This is a genomic window from Bradyrhizobium sp. SZCCT0148, assembly GCF_018129985.1.
GTDB classification, from domain to species: domain Bacteria; phylum Pseudomonadota; class Alphaproteobacteria; order Rhizobiales; family Xanthobacteraceae; genus Bradyrhizobium; species Bradyrhizobium japonicum_H.
The window spans coordinates 449,429-475,590 of sequence record NZ_JAFCKT010000001.1; the positions used below are offsets into that span (position 1 = coordinate 449,429).

Sequence of the window (26,162 nt, forward strand, 5' to 3'; positions counted from 1 at the left end):
GGGCTTATTTTCCCCGCAACTTGTCAATCAGGGGTGAAAGCAGGGACGACTTTTGTTTCTTGGTTTCGCTGCGCCCGGTCAGGCGCTGGGCGATCTGAAGGAACATCTCGATCGACTTGTGGTTGGCGGAGATCTCCGCGATCATCTGGCCGTTGTTGGCGGCCGAGCCGAAAATCTGCGGCTCGAACGGGATCGAGACGATCGGCTGGCTCTCGATCGCCTTGGCGAACTCCGCGGCGGCGATTTCGGGCCGTTTCGGCACCCCGACCTGGTTCAGGCAGTAAAGCGGCGGCCGGTCGTTGGGGCGCGCGGCCTTCAACAGGTCGAACAGGTTCTTGGTATTGCGCAAATTGGCGAGGTCAGGCGCGGCGACGATCAGGATGTCGTCTGCCCCGATCAGGGCGCGCTTGGTCCAGCCCGACCATTGGTGCGGAATGTCGAGCACGATGCAGGGCATGGTGGAGCGCAAGGTGTCGAATACGGCGTCGAAGGCGTCGGTGCCGAAATCATAGACCCGGTCGAGCGTCGCCGGCGCCGCCAGCAGGCTGAGATGGTCGGTGCATTTCGACAGCAGGCGGTCGATGAAGGCGGTGTCGACCCGATCGGGCGAGAACACGGCGTCGGCAATGCCTTGCGGCGGGTCCTGGTTGTAGTCCAGCCCGGCGGTGCCGAAGGCGAGGTCGAGATCGGCGACGACGGCGTCCATGGCGAGGTCGCGCGCGATTGCCCAGGCGACGTTGTGGGAGATGGTGGAAGCCCCGACGCCGCCCTTGGCGCCGACCACGGCTATGATGCGGCCGACCGCCTTGGCTTCGGGCGCGGAGAACAGATTGCAGATCGAGCGGACGACGTCGATTGCGCCGACCGGCGCGAGCACGTAGTCGCTGACGCCGCGGCGCACCAGTTCGCGGTAGAGTGTGACGTCGTTGATGCGGCCGATTACGACCACGCGGGTGCCGGCATCGCAGACGGTGGCGAGCTGGTCGAGCCCGCCGAGCAGGTCGTTGCGTCCGTCGCTTTCGAGCACGATGACGTTCGGCGTCGGGGCCGAGCGGTAGGCCTCGGTTGCCGCGGCCATGCCGCCCATCTGGATCTTGAGATGGGCCTTGCCGAGACGGCGGTCTTCGCCGGCCGCCTGGACTGCGGCAGCCGTCTCCACGGTCTCGCAGAAGGCCTGGACCGATACGCGCGGCGCAGGCGCAATATGCTCCTCGACCGGCGGAGGAGTTGCGTCCGGCTGCTCTTCGTGTGTCTGGCGTGCGTAGCTGATCATTTGCCGGTGTCGCTGAGTTTGGCCTTGTCAGACTCGGGATAGGTGGTCGCCGACGTGAGACCCTTGCGATATTTCTCGAGAGAGGTGATGCGCCGCGCCGTGTAGGACGGAGTTTCGGGACGCGGCTGCTCGAGGTCCGACGGATTGTCGACCATCGCCGCGAGGTTGCGCTGATAGGCGCAGCCGTAATTGTAATAGTCCTTGTTCTCGAACCAGCTCTTGTTCTTCATCGAAGGGCCGATGTCGTCCGGCCACAGGCCGCAAGGACCCGCGACCGCGGCGATCTTGGAATATGTGAGCCGGATCGGCGGCAGGAAGCGCTTGTCTTCCGGCTGGTAGGGGCGAATGTTGACGCCGCGAGGCGGAACGCCTGCTCCCGCAAGCATCGCCTGGATTTCACGCATCGTGTCGGCAACCGGACGCGCATTTGGCGTGCCCGACGGCACGTCGATACGGATGGCGCCCGTGCCTTCCTGCAACCATGCCGATGCGACACCCATCACGTCGGCGCGCTGGGCCGCGGTCAATCCACCGCGGGCATGGCCGACGAAGACGACGGTCGAACGATTTTGCTCCTCGATCGCGATCGGATGGCGCTGCTTGTAGTCGTCGGGGATTGAGGCCGTGACGACCTGGTCATGCTGGCAACCGCCGAGCGCGAGCGCCATGCCGACGAGCGCACCGCCAAGGCGGATGGCGCGTGTGCGAGGCTGGGGTGGTCTTGTGATCATCTTGAAGTCCCCGTTCCGCCTCACTCGGTGATGAAGCCGTAGGTGCCGCGGTAGTTCTTTGCCGGTTCGGTCCGGCCGGGCACGCCGTAGATGCGGTTGATGTTGCCGAGCAGCTGGGCCTGTGGATCCGCAGGCGGGGCGAAGCCGTCGTCCGGCCGCGACAGGTCCTTTGGCGCCACTGCGCGAACGACATAGGGCGTCACGATCACGACCAGCTCGGTCGCGTTGTTGACGAAGTCGCGGCTGCGGAACAGCGTGCCGAGGATCGGGAGCTGCATCAGCCCCGGCAATCCGCTGATGGCCTGCTTGGTCTGCTGCTGGATCAGTCCGGCCATCGCCATCGCGCCGCCGGAGGGAATTTCCAGCGAGGTTTCGGCGCGGCGGGTCCTGATCGAAGGCACCGTCAGCGAGTTCACCGACGTCGCGGTCACGGCCTGCGACAGCGTGATCGCATTTTCGTTCGATAGCTCCGAGACCTCGGTCATGACGCGCAGGCTGATCTTGCCTTCGCTCAGCACCACGGGGGTGAAGTTGAGCGAGATGCCGAACTTCTTGAAGCTGATCTGGGTGGTACAGACATGCGTGGTGGGGTCGCACGCATAGCCCGCCGGGACCGGGAATTCGCCGCCGGCGATGAACGTCGCCGATTCACCGGAGATCGCGGTCAGGTTCGGTTCGGCCAGCGTGCGGATCACGCCCGCGGTTTCCATCGCGCGCAGGGTGGCCTGCACCGACGTCGCGCCGCCGAACTTGGTCGTCAAATTGTTGCCGTCCACGAGGTTGTGGCCGAGAGCGGTGAACGGATTGGAGTTCGCGAAGCTCACCACGGACGTGCCGTAGTTGAGGCTGGCGCTCAGGTCGATGCCGAGCTGCTTCACGATGGTGCGCTGAACTTCCGCCACCGTCACCTTGAGCATGACTTGGTCGCGGCCGCGCACCACGATCGAGTTCACCACCTTGTCGGCGCCGCCGGCCAGGCGTGCGGCGAGGTCGTTGGCCTGCTGCGCTTCCATCGGGTTCGCCGCCGTGCCGGTCAGGACGATGCCGTCGCCGAGTCCGTCGATCTGGATGTCCGAATTGGGCAGAACCTGCTTCAGCGCCGCCCGCACACCGTTGAGGTCACGCTTGACCGCGATGTCATAGGCCGCGATCTGCTGGCCCGCGGAATCGAAGAACACGATGTTGGTCTGGCCGATCGCGGCGCCGATGATGTAGGCACGCTGTGCCGAGCGGACCACCGCATTGGCGATCTTGGGGTCAGCGACCAGCACGTCCTTGATGTCGCGCGGGAGGTCGATCACGATCGACTTGCCGACGCCGAGCGAGAGGAAGCGGGCGTTCATCTGTCCGTCGGCGGAGGCAGGCGCGCCGGGACGATAGTCGGCGGCGACCACGGGGGTCAGCACCGGGTTGAGTGCCAGTGCGAAGGCGGCCGAGAACGACAAGGCGCGGACCATGGAGGTTCGCATCGTCGCCTGTTCTGCCCTGCATTTCATGTCGCCTGTCCTCATCGTGCCTTCGCCGTCGAGCTCGGGATGCCGTAGCGAATGATCGAGATGCCGTCGCGCTTCTGGGCGGATTCGTCGAGCGTGATCTCGCTCATCTTGACGTCGGCAATGCTGCGCAGCGCCAGCGACAGCGTTCCGGCCTGACGGGCCGAAGAAAGCGCCTGGGTCTGTGCGGAAGTGAGTTCCAGGGTCACGGTCTTGCCGACCACGGCGTTCTGGCCGTCCTTCTCCTTCGGAGCCTGGTCGATGGCGAGCACGCGCACATTGACCAGGATGATCTCGGACGTGACGACGTCCTGGCCGCCGGCGGCCTGGTCCGGGTTCTTGAGGCGACGCGTGAGCAGGACGTCGACACGGTCATTGGGCAGGATGAAGCCGCCTGCGCCGGTCTCCGGCGAGATTTCGGTCGAGATGGCCCGCATGCCGCTGGGCAGGATGGCCGCCATGAAGCCGGAGCCCTCGGCCTTGACCAGCTTCTGGTCGCGGATCGGCTCGCCTTGAATGAAGGGGGCGCGCGCGATCGAACCGGTCACCTGGCTCACGCCCTCGGGACGCTCGTTGCGGCGGATGAAGGTGGCGCTGGCGGTCGCGGCCGGCCAGGTCTGCCATTGCAGATCTTCCGGCTTCACGGTCTGGCCGAGGCCGATGTCGTTCTTGGCCACGAGGACGTCCACGGTCGGAAGCTGCGCGACCGGGGCCGCAGGCGGCGCAGAATTGTCAGAGCCGCTCGCCAGGTACGCGGCGACACCGCCGGCGCAGATGGCGACCGTCAGGACGACAATGCGTGCCCTATTCATACGCTTCACTTTCCACAAAACGCCGCGACGCTGCCGCCGCCTTGATCGGCAGTTGACCAGCTATTCGTCAAAGCATGGTTAATGAGGCGTATCTAAATCGCCTTAACGCCGGGTTTACCCAGTGCGTTCAGCGCAGCGCGAGGTGAGCGAGATCAATCGCCTTCACCCATTCGGTCTCCGGGTAGACCATCAACGCACTCAGCGCGAGCGCGATGCCGTAGGGGATGCCGCTCTCCTTGGCGTGCAGCCGGGCGAGCCAGGCCTGGCCTGCCAAGCCGTAGGGCAGCGGCCATTGCCGGAACTGGAGCAGGAGCAGAGTCAGCGCGCCGCCGAACAGGGAGGCGTAGAGCAGGAAGTTCATCAGCGGTGCGAAGCCGAACCAGAGCGCGACGGAGGCCGCGACCTTGGCGTCGCCGCCGCCGACCCAGCCCATCGCAAAGCAGGTGAAGGCGACGACCAGGAGAAGAGCGCCTGCGCCGACATGACTGAGCATCTCATAAGGTGCCATGCTGCCGGCGAAGGCGAGCGCGAAGAAGCCGGCGACCAGCGCCAGCGACACGCGGTTCGAGATCGTCATCGTGAATAGATCGCTCGCGGCGGCGAACGCCATCAGGGCCGGGAAGAGCATAAGGCGCGCGAGGTCGAGGATCATGGGCTGCGTCTTGAGGCCTGGGATTGCCGCGGAAATGGCGTCGCGCGATGCTATCCGGCAGTGCTAAACAAACCGAAAACGCCAAAGGCCATGGAGGCCTGAAGCCGCAAAACGGGTCGTCACCACAGGCTGGCAATGCGCGCGGCGAGCGCAGCCGTGGCAAGCAGCAGGGCGACGCAGACCCAATAGACCGGAGAGCCGGCCTGTTCCTGCGCCGTCGCGTTTGCCGCGATCGCGGCATCGGTTCTGTACTTAAGCAACGCCACTGGAACTCGCCGTCTTCAGAAAAACAAAGGCCCCGGAAGCCCGGGGCTTTTGCCGTCGTTCGTCCGGTCTTACTTCAGGCCGGTCGAGATCGCGGTGAACTTGGTGTTCAGCGTGGTGCCGAGGTTGTTGACGACGGTGATGATGGCCAGCGCGATGCCGGCGGCGATCAGGCCGTATTCGATGGCGGTGGCGCCGGATTCATCCTTCGCGAAACGCGCAATCAGGTTCTTCATGAACATAACTCCAACTGGGGTGGGGATCGCCTCGTTCGGCGTCGTCATTGACGTGATGAACATGAGAGCCGAGCTCTTTCGGTAGAGTTAATTCGATCGGGCAAACCCGCTTGCGGCGCGATGCTTTAACCCAGAGTAAATTTCGTCTTAAGGCGGCCGCTGTCATTCGTTGCGGTTCTGGATGTACCGCCAGCGCGGCGCCGGCTTCACGCTCCCTTAAATTTCGCGGCGTAGGCGTAACGGAGCTGGAATTCGCAAGAGAGGCGACGATGTCGAGCCTGCCCATGCAAGTCGCCCTGATGCTCGGCGAGACCATCGTCAAGGTGATTCCCATCACCTTCGCGCTCGCAGCGGTCTTCACCGTGCTCGAACATCTCTGGGCCTGCAATGCCGGCGCGCCGTGGTGGCGCAAGCGCGAGATCGTCACCGACATCTGCTACTGGTTCTTCGTTCCGGTGTTCGCCCGCACCGTGCGGATCGGACTTCTGATCGTCGGCGCGAGCCTCGTCTTCAACATCCACGATGCCGACGAACTCATCGCCTTCTACGACAACGGCCACGGCCCGCTGTCGTTGATGCCGCTCTGGGCCCAGACCGCGCTGTTCCTGGTCCTGTCCGATTTCATGCTGTACTGGCTGCACCGGATGTTTCACGGCGGCGGGTTCTGGAAGTACCACGCGATCCATCACTCCTCGGAGGAGATCAGCTGGATTTCGGCGGCCCGCTTCCATCCCATCAATCTCGTGCTCGGCTCGATCGGCGTCGACGTCGTGCTGCTGATGGCCGGCATTTCCCCGAATGCGATGGTCTGGCTCGCCCCGTTCACGACCTTCCATTCGGCCTTCGTGCACGCCAACCTGAACTGGAGCTTCGGGCCGTTCAAATATCTGCTGGCGACGCCGGTGTTCCACCGCTGGCACCACACCTCGCTCGAGGAGGGCGGCAACACCAATTTTGCCGGCACGTTCCCGATCTGGGATGTCCTGTTCGGCACCTTCCGCATGCCCGAGGGTGAACTGCCGCAGGAATACGGCAAGGACGAAGCGACCATGCCGAAGGAGATCGCAGGTCAGCTCGCCTATCCGTTCCGCCGCTAGATTCGATGGCGGCAAGACGCCAGTCTGTTCAAACAATAGTCGGCGAGTTTGCGGAACGTTCACGAATTAAGGGCAGGTTAGCGGGGTCGGGCACCGGCTCCGCTGTTATCTGTTCGCTTCTGCCGGTTTGTGACGTCCCGGGGGTAAGAGTATGCGTAAAGAATTGCTGCGCCGTCGTGCGCGCGTCTGTCTTCTGGTTGCGGCCGCTGTGCTGGCATCGCCGGCTGCCGGTCTTGCCGATCCGACGGCCGACACCATCGCCGTCAATGTCGACCAGGCCAAGCTGGTGCGGCTCCCCGGCAAGGTGGCGACCCTGGTGGTCGGCAATCCCCTCATTGCCGACGTCACGCTCCAGCCCGGCGGCATGATCGTCGTGACCGGCAAGGGCTATGGAGCCACCAATTTCATCGCGCTCGACCGGGCCGGCGAGATTTTGGTCGACCGCCAGATCCAGGTCGAAGGTCCGAGCGACCGGCTGGTCACCGTCTATCGCGGGATCGAGCGCGAGTCCTATAGCTGCGTGCCGCTTTGCCAGCGTCGCGTGACGCTCGGCGACAGCGACACCTACTTCAACAACACGATGAACCAGGCCGGCTCGCTGAGCGCCAGCGCCAGCGGTGGTGGCGGCGCCGGTCCGGCCAAGTCCAACTAGCAGAAGCGAGCGGCGGGGTTTGCCCGGGCAGGATCGCCTCAGGTCGCGTGCGGATACGAGGCAGGTCTTCGCGGGCGGCTCTCGCTGGGCTTTAGGTCGCGGCTGGTTAACGCATCCTTAACGGCGCGTGCCGCCGGGTGCGGACCGCCTGAAACACTTAGACAATCAGTTTCCGCTATTGAACGGAACAGTTGATCGCCCGTTGTTGGGGAATTTGACGTGATGCCATTGCCTGCACCTACGAGGTTCACGCTCCGGAAAGCGCTGGGCCGGTTTCGCGGCAACCGTCGCGGCTCCGCGGCCGTCGAGTTCGCCCTGGTCGCCCCGATGTTCTTTGGGCTGCTGTTCGCCATCATCGAAACGGCGCTCATGTTCTTCGCGAGCCAGGTGCTCGAGACAATCACGCAAAGTTCTGCGCGCGCGATCCTCACCGGCCAGGCGCAAGCGCAGGGCGGTTCGGTGGCGGCCTGCCAGACCACGCCCGGCGTGGTCATGGCGTGCGACCAGACGACGTTCAAGGCCTATGTGTGCACGCAGATCCCGGCGCTGTTCGATTGCAACAAGCTTTACGTCGACGTCGTGAGCACCGGATCCTTCGGGTCGCTAAGCCTGACGAACTACGGCGATTCCTGCAATTTCAACCCGGCCGGCATGCAATACAATGCCGGGACCTCGGGCCAGGTGGTCGTGGTGCGGCTGTTCTATCAGTGGCCGCTCATCGTCACCGGCCTCGGTTACAACATCGGATGCAGTAACAAAAGGCTGATGGTGGCGACCACGGCTTTCAAGAACGAACCCTTCTGAGACAGATGGATCCGGGAGGACCGATGCAGGCGATTGCGAATATCTGGCGGAATGCATGTTGGTCCGTGCGCGACTTCGTCGCCGACAAGCGCGCGCTCGCGGCCACCGAGTTTGCGGTCATCGTCCCGCTGATGCTGGTGATGTTTTTCGGCACCGTCGAATTCTCGTCGGCGGTGGCGATTGATCGCAAGGTCACGTTGATCGCGCGGGCTCTGTCCGATTTGACATCGCAGTCCCTCAAGCTGACCGATGCCGACATGAAGGATACCTTCACGGCGAGCATCTCGGTCATCATGCCCTACGACCCTACCCTGGTGAAGGGCACGATTACTCAGATCCAGATCGATGCCAACAAAGTCGCCACGGTCCAGTGGAGCAGGGCCGGCATCATTACGAGCGGCGCGACGCAAGCGACGCTGGCGAACTCGACACGCAAGCCCGGCGACGACATCACCAGCAACATTCCCGCTTCGCTGTTGATACCGTCGACCTACCTCATCCTCAGCGAGGCGAGCTACACCTACACGCCTTCGGTCGGTTATGTGTTGAAGTCGAACATCGGACTGGGCGATGTCTCCTACACCCGACCGCGCCAGGTTGCCTGCGTTCCCTATCCCTATCCGGACAACAACAACAAATCGACGTGCTGACATCGAAGGGTAGATGCCAATGAAAAAGGCCGTGCATCGCGCACGGCCTTTTTGCTTTCCTTGCTTGCGCGAGCCGATCAGGCCACGCGCTCGTCGGCTCAGCCTTCGGAGCGGAGGTTGTCCGCTGCCGACTTGCCGGAACGGCGGTCGGCCACGATCTCGTAGGAGAGCTTCTGGCCTTCACGCAGCGTGCCGAGGCCCGCACGTTCCACAGCGCTGATGTGGACGAACACGTCCTGGCCGCCATCGTCGGGCTGAATAAAGCCGAAGCCTTTGGTCGCGTTAAACCACTTCACGGTTCCCATGCTCACGGGGATAGTCCCTTCTCAGATAATACAATGTTGGAGCCCGCTTGCGCAGGCCAGTTAGATCGAATTTTTGGAAGGGTCGTCAGCGTGTCTGAACCGGCTGTACCGGTGGATGCTAATGTCGTCCGGCCGAAAATCGATGAATTCATTTTATCGGAATTGGCACCCCAAAACAATCCGGGCGCGCACGATTTTTTGATCCGACGCGAGGTCCGCGGCGGATCGACGTTGAAGCCGGAACTTTTGATCCAAGGCCGCCCGCAGATGCCTAGCGCCGGCGGAACTGTCCGCCGCGCTGGCCCGGGCGGGGCGGTCCACCCATGCCACTGGGACGTTCGTCCTTATGGCGGAAAATCAGCCGGCCCTTTTCGAGATCATAGGGCGACATCTCCACCGTCACGCGGTCGCCCGCCAGCGTCTTGATGCGGTTCTTCTTCATCTTGCCGGCGGTATAGGCGACGATCTCGTGTCCGGCATCGAGCTGCACGCGGTAGCGTGCGTCGGGGAGGATTTCGGTGACCAGTCCTTCGAACTGGATCAGCTCTTCCTTAGCCATGAATTTCTCCAGGTCGTGGACGGCTAGTGCGAGTGGGGTTTGCGGTTTGGTTGGCCGTTCGGCCGACTCTCACGGCGCAAAAAGGCCACGCCTTGTATCCCATCAGCCGCGCCGGCGCTATGCACGGAACGCTGTTCCGGACGGCCGTTTGGGGAAGAATGCGCCTTCCCACCAGAGCGCGGACGACGAGACCCCTTCGAGGCGTTCGGGCCGTTGCCGGGCCGCCCGTCGGCATGCCGCGCTTCGCCGCCATGTCGGCCTTCGCCGGAGCGTCCATCGCCCTGCTTGGCGGTATGGTGGCGTCCGTCGGAATGTCGTTCGTCGCTACGACGTCCGTCACCGTGGCGTGCCTCGCCATGCCTTGCGCCTTGCGGACGCTGGCCCGGGCGACCTCCGCGGCCCTGCCGTTGCTGCGGCGCGGGAGCGCCCGCATCGCGGCGGCCGGCGTCGGTGCGGAGATCTTCGCGGCGCAGTGCCACCTTGATCAGCCGTTCGATGTCGCGGAGATAGCTGAGCTCCTCGCCACCTGCGACCAGCGAGATCGCGGTGCCCTCGGCGCCGGCGCGCGCGGTGCGGCCGATGCGGTGCACGTAAGTCTCGGGCACGTTGGGCAGGTCGAAATTGATGACGTGAGTGATACCGTCGACATCGATGCCGCGGGCGGCGATATCGGTGGCAACCAGTGTACGGATTTCGCCGGAGCGGAACTGGGCGAGCGTCCGTTCGCGATGGTTCTGCGACTTGTTGCCGTGGATGGCGCTGGCCGCGATGCCTGCCTTTTCGAGGGTTTTCACCACCTTGTCGGCGCCGTGCTTGGTGCGCGTGAAAACCAGGGCGCGGTTGACCTGCTCCTGCTTCAACAGCTTGGCGAGGAACGCCGGCTTCGCGGAGAAATCGACCTGGATGATGCGCTGCTGGATGCGCTCCACGGTCGAGGAGACCGGGGTTACCGCGACGCGGGCGGGATCACGCAGCATGGCGTCGGCGAGCTCGGCGATATCCTTCGGCATGGTGGCCGAGAAGAACAGCGTCTGCCGCTTGATCGGCAGCTTGGCGACGATTTTGCGGATGTCGTTGATGAAGCCCATGTCGAGCATGCGGTCGGCCTCGTCGAGCACGAGGAATTCGACGCTTCCCAGTTTCAGCCCGTTGCTCTGCACGAGGTCGAGCAGGCGACCGGGGGTGGCGACCAGCACTTCGACGCCCTGCATCAGCGAGCGGACCTGACGGCCCATCGGAACGCCGCCGATGGCGAGCGTCGAGGACAGGCGAATGTGGCGGCCATAGGCGTTGAAGCTGTCGAGGATCTGGCCGGACAGCTCGCGGGTCGGCGACAACACCAGGACGCGGGTGGTCTTGGGCTGCGGCTTGATCCGATGCTCGAGCAGGCGGTGCAGGATCGGCAGCGCGAAGGACGCGGTCTTGCCGGTGCCGGTCTGGGCGATGCCGACGACGTCGCGGCCGGTTAGCGCCGTGGGAATGGTCTGGACCTGGATGGGGGTGGGGGTGACGTAGTTCTCTTCTTGAAGAGCGCGCGCGATCGGTTCGGCGAGGCCGAAGTCCTGAAACGAAGTCAAAAGGGGGGTTCTTTCCATGTCAAAAACGGGCGCCCGGCGCATTCAGCGCGGCGCACGCAGAAGGGTGTCGAGAAGACACCTGCGTGTTTGGGGTGTCGGATGGCTTGGGAGATATGGGGCAAGCCAGAGGCCCGTAAGGGCTTAAGAACACGCGGCTCGCGACGACCCCTTGATTCGCAAGAGGTCTCTGGACGTCATATGGAACATTGAGAGGGCGCTTTCAAGGCGGAGCAGCCTGAAATGGTTATTGCGGTGCAAAAATAGTTATGCCGGAATTTTAGCCACAAGTCGGCATGTGCTCAAAAAACAAACTGAGTGACGCATAAGCATACATTTTATTCGCCCAAATTATGAGCAGCCGAACTGCGGCTAAACTTGGATTGCAACAGAATTGTCTAACCTGACCAATGAGTTGGCAGGTGCTCAAGCCATGGCACGGTTCTTGCGATTCCATTAATCGCAGGCGGCCGTGGGGCCGTTTCGCAGCGTTTTTCACGTCTGCGTCAGGGAGATGAGACACTCATGTTTAGCAAATCTACTCACGATATAGCGGCGTCATTTAGCCGCCGCGGCGTGCTCGCCGCGACCGCCGGCCTGATGCTCGGTCTGGCTTCATTGACTGGCGCAAAGGCCGCGGACGACACCATTAAGGTCGGCGTCCTGCACTCCCTTTCCGGCACCATGGCCATCAGCGAAACCACTCTGAAGGACACCATCCTTTTCCTGATCGACGAGCAGAACAAGAAGGGCGGCGTTCTCGGCAAGAAGCTCGAAGCCGTCGTCGTCGACCCCGCGTCGAATTGGCCGCTGTTCGCCGAAAAGGCGCGCGAGCTGATCACCAAGGACAAGGTTTCGGTCGTGTTCGGCTGCTGGACTTCGGTGTCCCGCAAGTCGGTGCTGCCCGTTTTCAAGGAGCTGAACAACATCCTGTTCTACCCCGTGCAGTACGAGGGTGAGGAGAGCGAGCGCAACGTGTTCTACACGGGTGCTGCGCCGAACCAGCAGGCGATCCCCGCCGTCGACTATCTCATGAAGGACGAGAAGGTGAAGCGCTGGGTGCTCGCGGGCACCGACTACGTCTATCCGCGCACCACCAACAAGATCCTGGAAGCCTATCTGAAGTCCAAGGGTGTCGCCCAGGAAGACATCATGATCAACTACACGCCGTTCGGTCATTCCGACTGGCAGACGATCGTGGCCGACATCAAGAAGTTCGGCTCGGCCGGCAAGAAGACCGCTGTGGTTTCGACCATCAACGGCGACGCCAACGTTCCCTTCTACAAGGAGCTCGGCAACCAGGGCATCAAGGCCAAGGACATCCCGGTCGTCGCGTTCTCGGTGGGTGAGGAAGAGCTCGCCGGCATCGACACCAAGCCGCTGCTCGGCCATCTCGCCGCCTGGAACTACTTCCAGTCGATCAAGTCGCCGGAGAACGAGAAGTTCATCAAGGCGTGGCAGGCCTACACCAAGAATCCGAAGCGCGTGACCAACGATCCGATGGAAGCGCACGTGATCGGCTTCGACATGTGGGTCAAGGCGGTCGAGAAGGTGAAGTCGACCGATCCCGACAAGGTCATCGACGCCCTCCCGGGCATCGAAGCCAAGAACCTGACCGGCGGTACCTCCAAGATGCTTCCGAACCACCACATCACCAAGCCGGTGTTCATCGGCGAGATCAAGGCGAACGGCCAGTTCGACGTGGTCTGGAAGACCCCGGGTCTCGTTGCGGGCGATGCCTGGTCGAAGGAGCTCGACGGCTCCAAGGACCTGATCGGCGACTGGGTTGGCAAGAAGTGCGGCAACTTCAACACCAAGACCAACAAGTGCCTCGGTTCGGGCTCCTGATCCGGATCTGACACGCCATTGCACGACCGGAGAAGGCGGCGATCCCGCCGCCTTCTCCACTCATTTCTGCCGGGGTCATTCACAGTGCCAGCCCATTTGTCCGCGCGCCTCTGCTCGCTTGCGCTCTCGTTTTTCCTGATCGCGTTTGCGCTGCCGGCTCTCGCCGGTCCGTTCGAGGATGCGGTCGCCAAATTCGCCAACGATGACTATTCCGATACGGACGAGGCGATCGGCGTGGTCGCGAGCAGCGGCAATCCGCTGGCTTTCCCCATCATCAGTGCGCTTCAGGACGGCCGCCTGATGGCCGACCCCGACAGCAAGAAGGTCTACGTCACCGGTACCGACGGCAAGTCGATCGATGCCGTGACCGGCCAGCCCGTCGCTACCGTTCCCGACAGCGCGAGCGCCGTCCGTCTCAACAACCGCCTGCGCCGCAGCGTCGACGCTGCGATCGGCAGCCTGACGCTGCAGTCGCCGGACGTCGGGACGCGCCTCCAGGCCGCGCAATCCGTCTTCAAGTCGCATGAGGAGACCGCGCTCGAGGCTGTCGATGGCGCGCTTGCGAAAGAAACCAACAAGTCAGTCAAGGCTGCGCTCGGCGACGCTCGCGCGGCGATCCTGCTGTTCAAGCCGGACGCGACCGAGGTCGAGAAGCTGGAGGCGGTGGCCACCCTCAAGGCGCGTGGCGATCAGGAGGCGCTGGCGCTGCTTACAGGCATGGGCGACCAGCCGGCCTCGGTGACCAAAGCAGCCGCGAGCGCGATCGGCTCCATCCAGAACTCGCTCGCGATCTGGTCCATGGTGCAGAATGCCTGGTACGGCCTCTCGCTCGGCTCGGTGCTGCTGCTCGCTGCGATCGGGCTTGCCATCACCTTCGGCGTGATGGGCGTGATCAACATGGCCCATGGCGAGATGGTGATGATCGGAGCCTACACCACCTTCGTGGTGCAGGAGGTGATCCGCACCCGTTACCCCGGCCTGTTCGACTATTCGCTGCTGATCGCGGTGCCATTGGCCTTTGTCGTCGCCGGCGCCATCGGCGTGCTGATCGAACGCAGCATCATTCGCTTCCTCTACGGCCGTCCGCTGGAGACGCTGCTTGCGACCTGGGGCCTGTCGCTGGTCCTGCAGCAGGCGGTGCGCACCATGTTCGGTCCGACCAACCGTGAGGTCGGCAATCCCTCCTGGATGAGCGGCGCCTTCGAACTCGGCCAGATCACCATCACCTACAACCGGCTCTGGATCCTCGTCTTCACGTTGGCCGTGTTCGCGATCCTGCTCGCGATGCTGCGTTACACCGCGCTCGGCCTGGAGATGCGCGCGGTGACGCAGAACCGACGCATGGCGGCGTCGATGGGCATCGCGACCTCGCGGGTCGACGCGCTCACTTTCGGGCTCGGCTCGGGCATTGCCGGCATCGCCGGCGTGGCGCTGTCGCAGATCGACAATGTCAGCCCCAATCTCGGCCAGAGCTACATCATCGACAGCTTCATGGTCGTGGTGTTCGGCGGCGTCGGCAATCTCTGGGGCACGCTGGTCGGCGCCTTCACGCTCGGCATCGCCAACAAGTTCCTGGAGCCGGTCGCCGGCGCCGTTCTCGGCAAGATCGCGATCCTCGTTCTCATCATCCTGTTCATTCAAAAGCGCCCGCGCGGCCTGTTCGCGCTCAAGGGCCGTGCGGTGGAAGCATGACCCCTCACATGCTGACGCGTTCGCTCGACCGCAGTGCGACGATCTTCTTGGCCGTCGTCGCGGCCTGCGGCATCCTGATCCCGCTCTCCAATTTGCTGCTGCCCGCCGGCTCGTTCCTGCAGGTGCCGACCTATCTCGTCGCGCTCTGGGGCAAGTATGTCTGTTACGCGATCCTCGCGCTTTCGATCGATTTGATCTGGGGTTATTGCGGCATTCTCTCGCTCGGCCACGGCGCCTTCTTCGCGCTCGGCGGCTATGCGATGGGCATGTACCTGATGCGGCAGATCGGCACCCGCGGCGTCTACGGCAACCCTGTTCTGCCCGACTTCATGGTGTTCCTGAACTATTCGAAGCTGCCCTGGACATGGTACGGCTTCGACATGTTCTGGTTCGCCGCGCTGATGGTGCTGGTCGTGCCCGGCCTGCTCGCCTTCTGCTTCGGCTGGCTCGCGTTCCGCTCACGCGTCACCGGCGTCTATCTCTCGATCATCACGCAGGCGATGACCTATGCGCTGCTGCTTGCCTTCTTCCGCAACGATTTCGGCTTTGGCGGCAACAACGGCCTGACCGACTTCAAGGACATCCTCGGCTTCAACGTGCAGGCCGAGGGCACCCGCGCGGCGCTGTTCGCGCTGAGCTGCCTGGCGTTGATCGCAGGCTTCCTGATCTGCCGTGCGATCGTCTCCTCGAAGCTCGGCAAGGTGCTGATCGCAGTCCGTGACGCGGAGTCGCGCACGCGCTTCCTCGGCTACCGCGTCGAATCCTACAAGCTGTTCGTGTTCACGGTGTCGGCCTGCATGGCCGGGGTCGCCGGCGCGCTCTACGTGCCGCAGGTCGGCATCATCAATCCATCGGAATTCGCGCCCGGCAATTCGATCGAGGCGGTGATCTGGGTTGCAGTCGGTGGCCGCGGCACACTGGTCGGTGCAGCGCTCGGCGCCGTCGTCGTCAACTACGCCAAGACGTTTTTCACCTCGGGCGTGCTGGCGCCGTACTGGCTGTTCATGCTGGGCGCATTGTTCATCCTGGTGACGCTGCTGCTGCCGAAGGGCATCGTCGGCACCTTCAATGCATGGTGGGACTCCTCGAAGGAGAAGCGCGCCGCGACGATGGCGAGTGCCGCGGCCGAAGACGGCGTCGCCGAACCGAAGATGGCGGAGTAGGCGGCAATGAACGTCATGGACACCCGCGCGACATCCGCGATGCTCTATCTCGACGGCGTGCACGTCTCGTTCGACGGCTTTCACGCCATCAACAATCTGTCGCTGACGCTCGAGCCCGGCGAGATGCGCGCCATCATCGGCCCGAACGGCGCCGGCAAGACCACGATGATGGACATCATCACCGGCAAGACCAAGCCGGACGAGGGCACGGTGCTGTTCGATGGCGTCACCGATCTGACGCGGCTGGACGAGACCCGCATCGCCGAGCTCGGCATCGGCCGCAAGTTCCAGAAGCCGACGGTGTTCGAGAGCCAGACCGTGCAGGATAATCTCCTGCTCGCGCTCAATGTCGATCACTCGGTCCGCGGCACGCTGTTCTGGCGCGGCAGCAGGGACGAGGCAGAACGCATCGACAGGGTGCTCGAGACGATCCGCCTCACCGAGGCGCGCAACCGCCTGGCCGGCAGCCTCAGCCACGGCCAGAAGCAGTGGCTGGAGATCGGCATGCTGCTCGCGCAGGACCCAAAACTGCTCCTGGTCGATGAGCCCGTTGCGGGGATGACCGACGTCGAGACGCATTTGACCGCCGAGCTGCTCAAAGAGATCAACAAGACCCACACCGTGGTGGTGGTCGAGCACGACATGACATTCGTGCGCGAGCTCGGGGTCAAGGTCACCTGCCTGCACGAGGGCACCGTGCTCGCGGAAGGAACCATCGACCAGGTCTCGTCCAACGAGCGGGTCATCGAAGTCTATCTGGGGCGCTGAGCAAATGCTTGAGGTCAAGGACATCAACCTGTTCTACGGCGCGGCGCAGGCGCTGCGCGGCGTCTCGATTGCGGCTGAGCCGGGCAAGGTCACTTGCGTGCTCGGGCGCAACGGCGTTGGCAAGACCTCGCTCTTGCGCGCCATGGTCGGGCAATATCCGATCTCCTCAGGCGCGATCGAGTTCGATGGCAGCGATATCACCGGCCTGAAGCCCTACGAGCGTGCGCGCAAGGGTATCGGCTTCGTACCGCAGGGCCGCGAGATATTCCCGCTGCTGACGGTCGAGGAGAACCTCAAGACCGGCTTCGGTCCGCTCAAGCGCCAGGACAAGAACATTCCGGATGATGTATTCTCGCTGTTTCCGGTGCTGCAATCCATGCTCGGCCGGCGCGGCGGCGATCTGTCAGGTGGCCAGCAGCAGCAACTCGCGATCGGTCGGGCGCTGGTGATGCGTCCGAAATTGCTGCTGCTCGACGAGCCGACCGAGGGCATTCAGCCCTCGATCATCAAGGACATCGGCCGCGCCATCTCCTATTTGCGAAACCTCGGCAACATCGCCATCGTGCTGGTCGAACAATATCTCGACTTTGCCTGCGAACTCGGCGACAGTTTTGCCGTGATGGATCGCGGCGCGGTGAAGTTCACCTGCGATCGCGCCAATTTGGACGCGAGCGAGATCAGCCGCCAGATGGCGCTGTAAGCATTCTGCCGCGACCGGCTGGGGGAGGCGGATGCGCAGCGACGTTTCGGTCACGTCGGGGGTTTTCGAGGCGAACCGTGCCCGCGGCGCGGTGCGCTTCGACGTCCATGCGCGAGATGGCGTGACACGGCGCGGCGTCTTGCATGAATCCGGTTCGCTGCGCGTGCGTTTTCCCTCGCCGGAAGGCGAGGGGTTGTCCGGCGTGTTCGTCAACACGGCCGGCGGCGTCGCGGGAGGGGACGGTTTCGAGATCGACATCGCAGTGGGCGAGCGTTCGCGCCTGACCTTGACGACGGCGGCGGCCGAAAAGGTCTATCGTGCGCCGGGAGCGGCAGCACAGCTCGCTATTTCCTTGAAAATTGCCGCTGGTGCGCATCTCGGCTGGCTGCCGCAGGAGACGATCCTGTTCGATCGCGCCCGGGTCCATCGCCGCTTCGATATCGAACTCGACGAGACCGCCTCGCTCGTGCTGTGCGAGATCGTCGTGTTCGGCCGCACCGCCATGGGCGAGCGAATGGAGCAGGGCGAGTTCGTCGACCGCTGGCGGCTGCGGCTTGGTGGCAAGCTGGTGTTCGCCGAGACCGTCAGGCTCGACGGCAATATCGGCGCAAAACTTCGGCGACCGGCGGTGGCGAAGGGCGGCGCGGCGATCGGCACGGCGCTGATCGTCCCAGGCGACGAGGCCCTGGTCGAGCGCATCCGCGAAGCCTCGGACTCGTTCTGCGGCGAGGTCGGAATCTCCTCGTGGAATGGCTTTGCAATGGCGCGGTTCTGTGCCCAAGATGCGGCGCGCTTGCGCGCCGACATGATGGCCGTGCTGGCGCGTACCGGTGCCGCACTGCCGCGGCTCTGGCTGAATTGACCGGTTGAATCGACGTGTTGAACGGAAGAGATTTCGCATGAATCTGTCTCCCCGCGAAAAGGACAAGCTTCTGATCTCGATGGCGGCGATCGTCGCCCGCCGAAGGCTGGACCGCGGCGTCAAGCTCAATCATCCCGAGGCGATCGCGATCATCTCCGATTTCATCCTCGAAGGCGCCCGTGACGGCCGCACCGTCGCCGAGCTGATGCAATCCGGCGCGCAGGTCCTGACCCGCGATCAGGTGATGCCGGGCATCCCCGAGATGATTCACGACATCCAGGTCGAGGCGACCTTTCCGGACGGCACCAAGCTCGTCACCGTGCACGAGCCGATCAGGTAGGAGCAAGACGCATGATCCCCGGCGAACTCTTCATCCAGGACGGCGAGATCGAACTCAATGCCGGCCGCAAGACCGTGACGATCACTGTCGCCAACACTGGCGACCGCCCGATCCAGGTCGGCTCGCACTACCATTTCTTCGAAACCAATCCGGCGCTGAAGTTCGATCGCAAGAAGGCCCGCGGCATGCGCCTCGACATCGCCGCCGGTACCGCCGTCCGCTTCGAGCCGGGCCAGACCCGCGACGTGCAACTCGTCGCAGTGGCGGGGAAGAAGATGATCTACGGCTTCCGCGGCGACGTCATGGGGAAGCTGTGACGCATGCTGCCCGCCGTCCGCCTCATTTCCGAAGCTGCCGAAGTGGCCGCTCGCCGGCACAAAAGTATGTTGCGTAAGGGGCGAGATAACGAGCCCTACGCAAATCATCTTGCCGAAGTCGCAAATTTCCTTGCTATCGCAACGAACGGCGCCGATGCCGAATTGGTTGCAGCTGGCTGGTTGCACGATACGCTCGAGGACACTGAGACGACTACCGAAGAGCTCTCGGCAAGATTCTCCGATCGTGTGGCTTCCCTGGTCGTTGAATGCACAGATGACGTGAGCTTGCCAAAGGCCGAGCAACGGAAGCGACAGATTGTCGATGCGCCGAACAAGTCGGCTGACGCAAAGCTAATCAAAATTGCCGACAAGATCAGCAATATCGGGGCTCGTATTCGTTCCAATCCGACCGCCGAGCAGCGTGCTGATCTGATCGAGTACACCGATTGGGCCGTGCAGGTCGTCGCGGGCTGCCGCGGCGGTAATGCCTACCTCGACGAAACATTCGATGACGTGGTGCGACGAGCGAGAGCCTCGCTATGAGCACCAATCAAGAATTCAAACGAAAACGGGGCTTGTGATGTCCGTCAAAATAAAGCGTTCCGTCTACGCCGACATGTTCGGTCCCACCACCGGCGACAGGGTGCGGCTGGCCGACACCGACCTCATCATCGAGGTCGAGAAGGACTTCACCACCTATGGCGAGGAGGTGAAGTTCGGCGGCGGCAAAGTGATCCGCGACGGCATGGGGCAGTCGCAGGTCACCAACAAGCAGGGCGCGGCCGACACGGTCATCACCAATGCGCTGATCGTCGACCACTGGGGCATCGTGAAGGCCGACGTCGCGATCAAGGACGGCATGATCGCCGGCATCGGCAAGGCCGGCAATCCCGACATCCAGCCCGGCGTCACGATCATCATCGGCCCTGGCACGGACGTGATCGCGGGCGAAGGGAAAATCCTCACCGCGGGTGGCTTCGACAGCCACATCCATTTCATCTGCCCGCAGCAGATCGAGCACGCACTGATGTCCGGCGTCACCTCGATGCTGGGCGGCGGCACCGGCCCGTCGCACGGGACGTTCGCGACCACCTGTACGCCGGGGCCGTGGCACATGGGGCGGATGATCCAGTCGTTCGACGCCTTCCCGGTCAATCTCGGCATCTCCGGCAAAGGCAACGCCTCGCGTCCCGCAGCCCTGGTCGAGATGATCAAGGCCGGCGCCTGTGCGCTGAAGCTGCACGAGGACTGGGGCACCACGCCGGCGGCGATCGACAACTGCCTGTCGGTGGCCGACGCCCACGATATCCAGGTGATGATCCATACCGATACGCTGAACGAATCCGGCTTCGTCGAGGACACGATCAAGGCCTTCAAGGGCCGCACGATCCATGCCTTCCACACCGAGGGTGCCGGCGGCGGCCACGCTCCGGATATCATCAAGGTCGCAGGGCTCAAGAACGTGCTGCCGTCCTCGACCAACCCGACGCGGCCGTTCACGCGCAACACCATCGACGAGCATCTGGACATGCTGATGGTGTGCCACCATCTCGATCCCTCGATCGCTGAAGACCTCGCGTTCGCGGAAAGCCGCATCCGGAAAGAGACGATCGCCGCCGAAGACATCCTGCACGATCTCGGCGCGCTCTCGATGATGTCGTCGGACTCCCAGGCGATGGGCCGCCTCGGCGAGGTCATCATCCGGACCTGGCAGACCGCCGACAAGATGAAGAAGCAGCGGGGCTCGTTGCCGCAGGACAAGGGCAAGGACAACGACAATTTCCGCGTCAAGCGCTACATCGCCAAATACACCATCAATCCGGCGATCGCGCATGGCGTGTCGAAGCTGATCGGCTCGGTCGAGAAGGGCAAGCTCGCCGATCTCGTGCTGTGGTCGCCGGCCTTCTTCGGCGTGAAGCCGGACTGCATCGTCAAGGGCGGGACGATCGTTGCGGCGCCGATGGGCGATCCCAACGCCTCGATCCCGACACCGCAGCCGGTGCATTACCAGCCGATGTTCGGCGCCTTCGGCAAGGCACGCACGGCGTCGTCCGTGGTGTTCACCTCGAAGGCCGCCATCACCGGCGGTCTGGCACGCAAGCTCGGCATCGAGAAGAAGCTCTATGCCGTCCAGAACACCCGCGGCAAGATCTCGAAAAAGAGCATGATCCACAACGACGCCACGCCCAATATCGAGGTCGATCCGGAGACCTATGAGGTGCGCGCCGATGGCGAATTGCTCACCTGCGCCCCTGCCGAGGTGCTGCCGATGGCACAGCGATATTTCATGTACTGAAATAGCGCCTCAACGCATGTCCCGGGCGCTTGCCCGGGGGGCGGCTTTTCCGGTTTTGCGTTCGATGCCGGCTGGTCTAATGTCCCGCCCGCTATCGAACCCTAGAAGAAAAGCCGGGAGGATTCTCGTGATCTACGTCGTTGCCACCCTGACCATCAAGCCCGAGACGCGCGCCGAATTCATTGCAGCCGCCACCGCCTGCATCAAGGAAACGCGAAAAGAGCCCGGCAATATCGCCTATGATATGCATGAGAGCGTCACCGACCCTGCCAAGATGGTGTTTGTCGAGCAATGGGAGAACGCCGAGGCGCTGGTGCCGCATCGCGGCCAGGAGCACATGAAGACGTTCGGCCGCGTCGCGGTGAAGTGCTTCACGGCACCGCCGAAGATCGAAGTGATCACGCCCGAGAAGGTCGAGACACGATAACGGAGTAAAAGCGCATGATCCGGGCGACGCAGGTCAGGGGACAACACCGCTTCACGGACGCGGCAGCGGATACGGTCGTGCTCGATTTCGACGATCGGCACCGCCGCCGCATGGCCATGACGGGGACGCGCGGCCTCGAATTCCTGCTCGACCTCGAGAATGCCGTTGCACTGCGCGGCGGCGATGCGCTGGTGCTGGAGGATGGCCGGCTCGTCGAGGTGGTCGCCGCGCCCGAGCCGCTACTCGAAATCCGCGGCCGCGATCCGCACCACCTCGTCCGCGTCGGCTGGCATCTCGGTAACCGCCATCTGCCGACGCAGATCATGGCCAAGGCCTTGCGTATCCGCCGCGATCACGTCATCGAGGCCATGGTGAAAGGGCTCGGCGCGCGCGTCATCGAGATCGAAGCGCCGTTCGATCCTGAAGGCGGCGCCTATGCCGACGCAGGCCATGCGCATGGACACGACGACCATGCGCATCATGATCACGGACATCATCATGACCATGGTCACGATGGCCAAGATCATCATGGCCACGATCATCACGCTCACGACCACCACAATCACGATCATGCCGCGCATGATCATGGCCACCATCACCACGACGAGCATTGCGACCATCCCGACCACCACCACGGCCACAAGCATGCTCATGACCACAAGTGAGCGGGGCGGTGCCGGCGACCTCGCCGAGCGCGAGGCCGCGGCGCTGTACCGGCTGATGACCTGGCTGTCGCCGGCATTCCCGGTCGGCGGTTTCTCCTATTCCAGCGGCATCGAATGGGCGGTCGAGGTCGGCGACATCGTCGATACCGCCACGCTGGCCGACTGGCTCGAAGCGATGCTCGGCGACGGCTCCGGCTTTTGCGACGCGACCTTTTTGGTCCACGCCTATCGTGCCGCCGAGGCGGGCGAGGAGGCCACTTTCAGCGATATCGCCGAGCTCGCTGCGGCCATGGTGCCGTCGCGCGAGCGGCAGCTGGAGACGAGCTCGCAGGGCCGCGCCTTCATCGACATCTCGCGGGCAGCATGGGATGCAGACGGCCTGGATGCCATTGTTGCGGCATGCCGCACGCCGCTGGTGTATCCTCTCGCCGTCGGCGTTGTCGCAGCCATGCACGGCGTACCGCTGGCGCCGACACTGCACGCTTTCCTGCATGCGCTGGTCTCGAACTGGATATCTGCGGCCAGCCGGCTCATTCCGCTCGGTCAGACCGACAGCCAGCGCGTGCTGGTGAGGCTGGAAGCGGCCGTCGCCTCCACCGCCAATCGTGCGCTGAATGCGACGTTGAACGATCTCGGCGGCGCGACCTTCCGTGCCGATCTCGCCAGCCTCCGGCACGAGACGCAATATACGCGACTGTTCCGATCGTGAGCGGGTGCGGCCTTCCAATCGAGAAAGAGCAAATCACATGTCGAAATCTCACGGCCCCTTGCGTGTCGGCGTCGGCGGCCCGGTCGGATCGGGCAAGACGGCGCTGATGGACCTGCTCTGCAAGACCATGCGCGAGCGCTATGACATCGCCGCGATCACCAACGACATCTACACCAAATGGGACGCGGAATTCCTGGTGCGTTCCGGCTCGCTGACGCCGGATCGCATCGCCGGCGTCGAGACCGGCGGCTGCCCGCACACCGCAATCCGCGAGGACGCCTCGATGAATCTCGCCGCCGTTGCGGACATGCGGGCGAAATTTCCCGGGCTCGACCTCGTGCTCATCGAGTCCGGCGGCGACAATCTCGCTGCCACTTTTTCCCCGGAGCTGGCCGACTTGACCATCTACGTCATCGACGTCGCTGCCGGCGACAAGATCCCGTCCAAGGGCGGTCCCGGCATCACCCGGTCCGACCTTCTGGTCATCAACAAGATCGACCTCGCCCCCCATGTCGGAGCCTCCCTGGAGAAGATGGATACCGACGCCAGGCGCATGCGCGGCGAGCGCCCCTTCGTCATGACAAACTTGAAGAAGAGCGAGGGCCTTGACCGCATTGTCGGCTTCATCGAGGCCAAAGGCGGCCTGAAGCGGGCGGGCTGACAGCGCGCGACGACTTGGCGCATGCCCATTTCGGCGTTAACCAAGGGGCCGAGGCCGCAACCGCGGAACAAATTTCGGACACCGCGATTGACTACCTCCGGAGCCCGGGCAAGTCACCCGGTCAGACCATCGGCCGGACGGATTAAGCTTTTCAGGCGACCCACGTTGCGTACCGATGTGTCCTCATTCATTATCTCTGCCAGCGGGGTTTACCCCGATCCCGCAGGTGGCCGTTCGAGCGGCGTTGATATGCTCCTTGTTTATTGCCGACCTCCCGCTTTCGCCTGAGTAGTCGCGTGGTCCGGCTGGGTTTCATCATCGGTTTCATTGCTCTGCTCGGAGCGTTGCTCTCCGGGCTTGCAGCCTATCGCGTCCACGACCAGGAGCTGGCGCTGGATCGGATCGCACTCGCGCGAGCGATCGACGTGCATGCCAGCCTGGTGCAGGACCGGCTCACCGAGCGCGAACTGCTCGCTCGTGTCGCCTCAGGCCTGTTCCGCGCGCCATCGGTGATCAAGCCGGATATGCTGGAGCCGCTGCGCTCGGCCATCTACGCCTTCAAGACCGATTTCGTGGTGGCCGGCTGGATCGCCCGGCTGAAGCCGGACGAGCTCACGGCGGCTCAGACGGCAATTGCCGGCGCCGGCTTTCCGAATCCCACCATCCGCACTTATGACGACAAGCCGATCAATCCGGAGATCACCCAGCCGATCGACGTGCTGCTGGATCTGGAGCCTCGCAGCGATGAGACCAAGGCTCTGCCGGGCCGAAGTTACGACCAGGATCCGGTTCGCGGCGCCATGCTGACGCGGGCCCGGATCGAGAAAAGGTCGGTGGCCTCGGATCCGATTCCGCTGTTGCGTCGCAACGGGCCGGTCGGGATCATCGTGGCAGCGCCCGTCATTCCCGAGGGTGCGACCGAGCCGGCCGGGTTCGTGACGTTCTCCTACGAGCTCGCCTCGCTGATGCTGACCAATGACGACATGTCGTTGTTCTCGGTCGCGCTCAGGGATCCGCGCAAGGAAGGTGGCGAACTCGTTGCCAATGACCAGGGCATCGTCTCGACGCGCATGACGACGACGGAGGGGGCGACGCCATCGGCAACGCGCACGGTGAGCTTCGGGGGCCGGGACTGGCAGCTTGGCTATTACGCCAAGGCCAACTCGGCGCGTCGCGCTGAGCAAACCGCGATCATCGTGGCTGCGATCGGTTTTGCGATCACTGCGATGGTGTGCGGCCTGTTTGGCTATGTCGCTTACAACAATCTGCGGCTCAGCCGGGAAATCCAGGTCAGAATCGGCTTCGAGCGCCGGCTGACCGCGGTCATCGACGAACTCAACCATCGGGTCAAGAATATCCTCGCGGTGATCCAGTCGATCGTGACGCGCACCTTGCGTCACGGCGCGGACATCGACGGCGCGCGCGAGCTCCTGATCGGGCGTATTCACGCCATGTCCAACGTGGTCTCGCTGCTGAGCGAGAGCCAGTGGCAGGGCGTCAAGCTGAAGGGCCTGTTCGAAGCGCGCGCCATCCCGCACGCCGACCGCATTGCCGTCACGGGTCCTGATATCGCGGTCAGCGCGCGCGCCGCGCAAAGCCTCTCGCTGCTATTCTTCGAACTCGCCTCGCATTCCGACGAGGGCCTGTCGCTGGTTGGAAAGCACCCGCACATCACGGCCAGCTGGACGGTGACGGGCGAGGGGGCCGACGAGGTCTTCCATTTCCGCTGGGAGGAGCTCAACACCAGCGAGGCGACGCGACGCCCTGATTCCGATTTCGGCCTGATCCTGCTCGACCGTGTCGCCCCCGAGGCGCTCGGCGGCACCGCCAAGCGCTACTTCACCGACGCGTCCTACGTCTACGAGCTGACCGCGCCGATGGAGACGGTCGTCGACATGACCGAGCGTGATCGCACGGACAAGCTCTCGGCGCCGGTGCGGCCCACGCGTTAGCTAGCCCTTGGGCCGTAGCACCATGTCGACCAGATTGCGGGCATAGGCCGGCGTGATCGGCGCGATGCCGAAGACGTAGCGGTAGAACAAGCTGCCATAGATCGCGTCGTAGAGATCCTCAGCCGGCCCGTCGGCCAGGATGCTGCCGTCGTTCTGGCCCGCCGCAATCATCTCGACCAGCGCGTCGCGACGGAATTTCAGATAGCGGGCGTAGAACAGCTCGGCAGAGCCGGTCTTGGAAATGCATTCGGAGATGACGGCGAGCTGAACCTTGCCGAACTGGCCCTGGAGCGCTTCGGCGTAGGCCGCGGCATGGCGGCGGGCGCGCGCCACGGGGTTGCCGGCACTCACCGGGGGCAGCGGCAGCATCTGCGAGGCATGTTGAAGAAAAGCGTCGATCAAGAGCGCCTCGCGGGACTGCCACCATTTGTAGATCGTCATCTTCGAGACGCGGGAATGGCGGGCGACTGCGTCGATGGTGGTGGCGGCAAGGCCTGTGGAAGCCATCAGCGCATAGGCACTCTCGAGAATGGCATTGCTGGTCTCGATCGATCGCGGCCGGCCGCGCCGCGGGGCGCTGTCGGCCCCGTCATCCCCGCCTTTCGCCGTCACCACGCCCGGTCTCCTCGCCCAATCGCTCCTGCCGGGATAGCGCAGCCC

At 63.7% G+C, this 26,162-nt stretch carries 30 protein-coding genes; 19 read left to right on the forward strand and 11 right to left on the reverse strand.

Annotated features, from left to right (window positions below):
- Positions 1–4 precede the first annotated feature (4 nt).
- The 7 genes from JQ580_RS02115 to JQ580_RS02145 all read right to left on the reverse strand — a co-directional run bounded on the left by JQ580_RS02115 (position 5) and on the right by JQ580_RS02145 (position 5,461).
- On the reverse strand, positions 5–1,273 hold the full coding sequence (locus JQ580_RS02115) for a CpaE/TadZ family protein (protein WP_212278091.1): 1,269 nt from the start codon (positions 1,271–1,273) through the stop codon (positions 5–7).
- On the reverse strand, positions 1,270–2,004 hold the full coding sequence (locus tag JQ580_RS02120; RefSeq protein WP_212278092.1) for a CpaD family pilus assembly protein: 735 nt from the start codon (positions 2,002–2,004) through the stop codon (positions 1,270–1,272). Before JQ580_RS02120 ends, JQ580_RS02115 begins: the two co-directional genes overlap by 4 nt.
- Before the next feature lie 20 nt (positions 2,005–2,024).
- Positions 2,025–3,500, reverse strand: a complete 1,476-nt coding sequence (locus JQ580_RS02125) for a type II and III secretion system protein family protein (protein ID WP_212278093.1) — start codon at positions 3,498–3,500, stop codon at positions 2,025–2,027.
- 11 nt (positions 3,501–3,511) lie between these two features.
- The gene (cpaB, locus tag JQ580_RS02130; protein WP_212278094.1) at positions 3,512–4,309 is read right to left on the reverse strand and encodes a Flp pilus assembly protein CpaB; all 798 of its coding nucleotides are present in this window, start codon (positions 4,307–4,309) and stop codon (positions 3,512–3,514) included.
- Between the two features lie 127 nt (positions 4,310–4,436).
- Positions 4,437–4,961: an A24 family peptidase gene (locus tag JQ580_RS02135; RefSeq protein WP_212278095.1), complete on the reverse strand. Its 525-nt coding sequence runs from the start codon at positions 4,959–4,961 to the stop codon at positions 4,437–4,439.
- Positions 4,962–5,080: 119 nt separating this feature from the next.
- Positions 5,081–5,227 carry a hypothetical protein gene (locus JQ580_RS02140; RefSeq protein WP_212278096.1) on the reverse strand — a complete coding sequence of 49 codons (147 nt, stop codon included), beginning with the start codon at positions 5,225–5,227 and terminating at the stop codon, positions 5,081–5,083.
- 69 nt (positions 5,228–5,296) lie between these two features.
- The gene (locus JQ580_RS02145) at positions 5,297–5,461 is read right to left on the reverse strand and encodes a Flp family type IVb pilin (protein ID WP_094977073.1); all 165 of its coding nucleotides are present in this window, start codon (positions 5,459–5,461) and stop codon (positions 5,297–5,299) included.
- A 269-nt stretch (positions 5,462–5,730) separates the two neighbouring features.
- Here JQ580_RS02145 and JQ580_RS02150 point away from each other — a divergent pair, with 269 nt between their 5' ends.
- The 4 genes from JQ580_RS02150 to JQ580_RS02165 all read left to right on the forward strand — a co-directional run bounded on the left by JQ580_RS02150 (position 5,731) and on the right by JQ580_RS02165 (position 8,664).
- Complete coding sequence (locus JQ580_RS02150) at positions 5,731–6,558, forward strand: sterol desaturase family protein (RefSeq protein ID WP_212278097.1); 828 nt, start codon at positions 5,731–5,733, stop codon at positions 6,556–6,558.
- A gap of 151 nt (positions 6,559–6,709) precedes the next feature.
- Positions 6,710–7,210, forward strand: coding sequence for a pilus assembly protein N-terminal domain-containing protein (locus JQ580_RS02155; protein WP_212278098.1), 501 nt, complete (start codon positions 6,710–6,712; stop codon positions 7,208–7,210).
- A 222-nt stretch (positions 7,211–7,432) separates the two neighbouring features.
- Complete coding sequence (locus JQ580_RS02160) at positions 7,433–8,014, forward strand: TadE/TadG family type IV pilus assembly protein (RefSeq protein WP_212278099.1); 582 nt, start codon at positions 7,433–7,435, stop codon at positions 8,012–8,014.
- Positions 8,015–8,037: 23 nt separating this feature from the next.
- Complete coding sequence (locus JQ580_RS02165; RefSeq protein WP_249133895.1) at positions 8,038–8,664, forward strand: TadE/TadG family type IV pilus assembly protein; 627 nt, start codon at positions 8,038–8,040, stop codon at positions 8,662–8,664.
- Positions 8,665–8,762: 98 nt separating this feature from the next.
- On the opposite strand, the gene JQ580_RS02170 is transcribed toward JQ580_RS02165, so the two are convergent.
- The 3 genes from JQ580_RS02170 to JQ580_RS02180 all read right to left on the reverse strand — a co-directional run bounded on the left by JQ580_RS02170 (position 8,763) and on the right by JQ580_RS02180 (position 11,147).
- The gene (locus JQ580_RS02170; RefSeq protein ID WP_028142093.1) at positions 8,763–8,975 is read right to left on the reverse strand and encodes a cold-shock protein; all 213 of its coding nucleotides are present in this window, start codon (positions 8,973–8,975) and stop codon (positions 8,763–8,765) included.
- A gap of 265 nt (positions 8,976–9,240) precedes the next feature.
- The gene (gene infA / locus JQ580_RS02175; RefSeq protein WP_007599789.1) at positions 9,241–9,528 is read right to left on the reverse strand and encodes a translation initiation factor IF-1; all 288 of its coding nucleotides are present in this window, start codon (positions 9,526–9,528) and stop codon (positions 9,241–9,243) included.
- Positions 9,529–9,551: 23 nt separating this feature from the next.
- Positions 9,552–11,147 (reverse strand): DEAD/DEAH box helicase, encoded by a 1,596-nt coding sequence (locus JQ580_RS02180; protein WP_212278101.1) that lies wholly within the window; start codon positions 11,145–11,147, stop codon positions 9,552–9,554.
- Between the two features lie 480 nt (positions 11,148–11,627).
- Here JQ580_RS02180 and urtA point away from each other — a divergent pair, with 480 nt between their 5' ends.
- From urtA to JQ580_RS02255, 15 genes are all read left to right on the forward strand, one after another.
- Positions 11,628–12,950, forward strand: coding sequence for an urea ABC transporter substrate-binding protein (gene urtA, locus JQ580_RS02185; RefSeq protein WP_212278102.1), 1,323 nt, complete (start codon positions 11,628–11,630; stop codon positions 12,948–12,950).
- A gap of 84 nt (positions 12,951–13,034) precedes the next feature.
- The gene (urtB, locus tag JQ580_RS02190; protein WP_212278103.1) at positions 13,035–14,642 is read left to right on the forward strand and encodes an urea ABC transporter permease subunit UrtB; all 1,608 of its coding nucleotides are present in this window, start codon (positions 13,035–13,037) and stop codon (positions 14,640–14,642) included.
- Positions 14,639–15,805, forward strand: coding sequence for an urea ABC transporter permease subunit UrtC (urtC, locus tag JQ580_RS02195; protein WP_212278104.1), 1,167 nt, complete (start codon positions 14,639–14,641; stop codon positions 15,803–15,805). Before urtB ends, urtC begins: the two co-directional genes overlap by 4 nt.
- Positions 15,806–15,811: 6 nt before the next feature.
- Entirely contained in the window at positions 15,812–16,573 is a 762-nt protein-coding gene (urtD, locus tag JQ580_RS02200) for an urea ABC transporter ATP-binding protein UrtD (RefSeq protein WP_212278105.1), read from the forward strand.
- A gap of 4 nt (positions 16,574–16,577) precedes the next feature.
- On the forward strand, positions 16,578–17,273 hold the full coding sequence (urtE, locus tag JQ580_RS02205; protein WP_212278106.1) for an urea ABC transporter ATP-binding subunit UrtE: 696 nt from the start codon (positions 16,578–16,580) through the stop codon (positions 17,271–17,273).
- 31 nt (positions 17,274–17,304) lie between these two features.
- Positions 17,305–18,135 carry an urease accessory protein UreD gene (locus tag JQ580_RS02210; protein ID WP_212278107.1) on the forward strand — a complete coding sequence of 277 codons (831 nt, stop codon included), beginning with the start codon at positions 17,305–17,307 and terminating at the stop codon, positions 18,133–18,135.
- Positions 18,136–18,172: 37 nt separating this feature from the next.
- Positions 18,173–18,475 (forward strand): urease subunit gamma, encoded by a 303-nt coding sequence (locus tag JQ580_RS02215; RefSeq protein ID WP_007605424.1) that lies wholly within the window; start codon positions 18,173–18,175, stop codon positions 18,473–18,475.
- 11 nt (positions 18,476–18,486) lie between these two features.
- Positions 18,487–18,792 carry an urease subunit beta gene (locus JQ580_RS02220; RefSeq protein ID WP_212278108.1) on the forward strand — a complete coding sequence of 102 codons (306 nt, stop codon included), beginning with the start codon at positions 18,487–18,489 and terminating at the stop codon, positions 18,790–18,792.
- Positions 18,793–18,795: 3 nt separating this feature from the next.
- Positions 18,796–19,335: an HD domain-containing protein gene (locus tag JQ580_RS02225; protein WP_212278109.1), complete on the forward strand. Its 540-nt coding sequence runs from the start codon at positions 18,796–18,798 to the stop codon at positions 19,333–19,335.
- 37 nt (positions 19,336–19,372) lie between these two features.
- Positions 19,373–21,088: an urease subunit alpha gene (gene ureC / locus JQ580_RS02230; protein WP_212278110.1), complete on the forward strand. Its 1,716-nt coding sequence runs from the start codon at positions 19,373–19,375 to the stop codon at positions 21,086–21,088.
- A gap of 127 nt (positions 21,089–21,215) precedes the next feature.
- The gene (locus JQ580_RS02235) at positions 21,216–21,515 is read left to right on the forward strand and encodes a putative quinol monooxygenase (protein ID WP_212278111.1); all 300 of its coding nucleotides are present in this window, start codon (positions 21,216–21,218) and stop codon (positions 21,513–21,515) included.
- Positions 21,516–21,529: 14 nt separating this feature from the next.
- Positions 21,530–22,180, forward strand: a complete 651-nt coding sequence (ureE, locus tag JQ580_RS02240; RefSeq protein ID WP_212278112.1) for an urease accessory protein UreE — start codon at positions 21,530–21,532, stop codon at positions 22,178–22,180.
- Positions 22,161–22,889: an urease accessory protein UreF gene (locus tag JQ580_RS02245; protein WP_212279178.1), complete on the forward strand. Its 729-nt coding sequence runs from the start codon at positions 22,161–22,163 to the stop codon at positions 22,887–22,889. The genes ureE and JQ580_RS02245 overlap by 20 nt, the downstream gene beginning before the upstream one ends.
- Positions 22,890–22,926: 37 nt before the next feature.
- Positions 22,927–23,550, forward strand: a complete 624-nt coding sequence (ureG, locus tag JQ580_RS02250) for an urease accessory protein UreG (RefSeq protein WP_008131868.1) — start codon at positions 22,927–22,929, stop codon at positions 23,548–23,550.
- 296 nt (positions 23,551–23,846) lie between these two features.
- A complete protein-coding gene (locus JQ580_RS02255) occupies positions 23,847–25,502 on the forward strand; it encodes a CHASE domain-containing protein (protein ID WP_212278113.1) in 1,656 nt (551 codons plus the stop codon).
- On the opposite strand, the gene JQ580_RS02260 is transcribed toward JQ580_RS02255, so the two are convergent.
- Positions 25,503–26,117 (reverse strand): TetR/AcrR family transcriptional regulator, encoded by a 615-nt coding sequence (locus tag JQ580_RS02260; RefSeq protein ID WP_212278114.1) that lies wholly within the window; start codon positions 26,115–26,117, stop codon positions 25,503–25,505. It abuts the gene before it with no gap.
- Positions 26,118–26,162 lie beyond the last annotated feature (45 nt).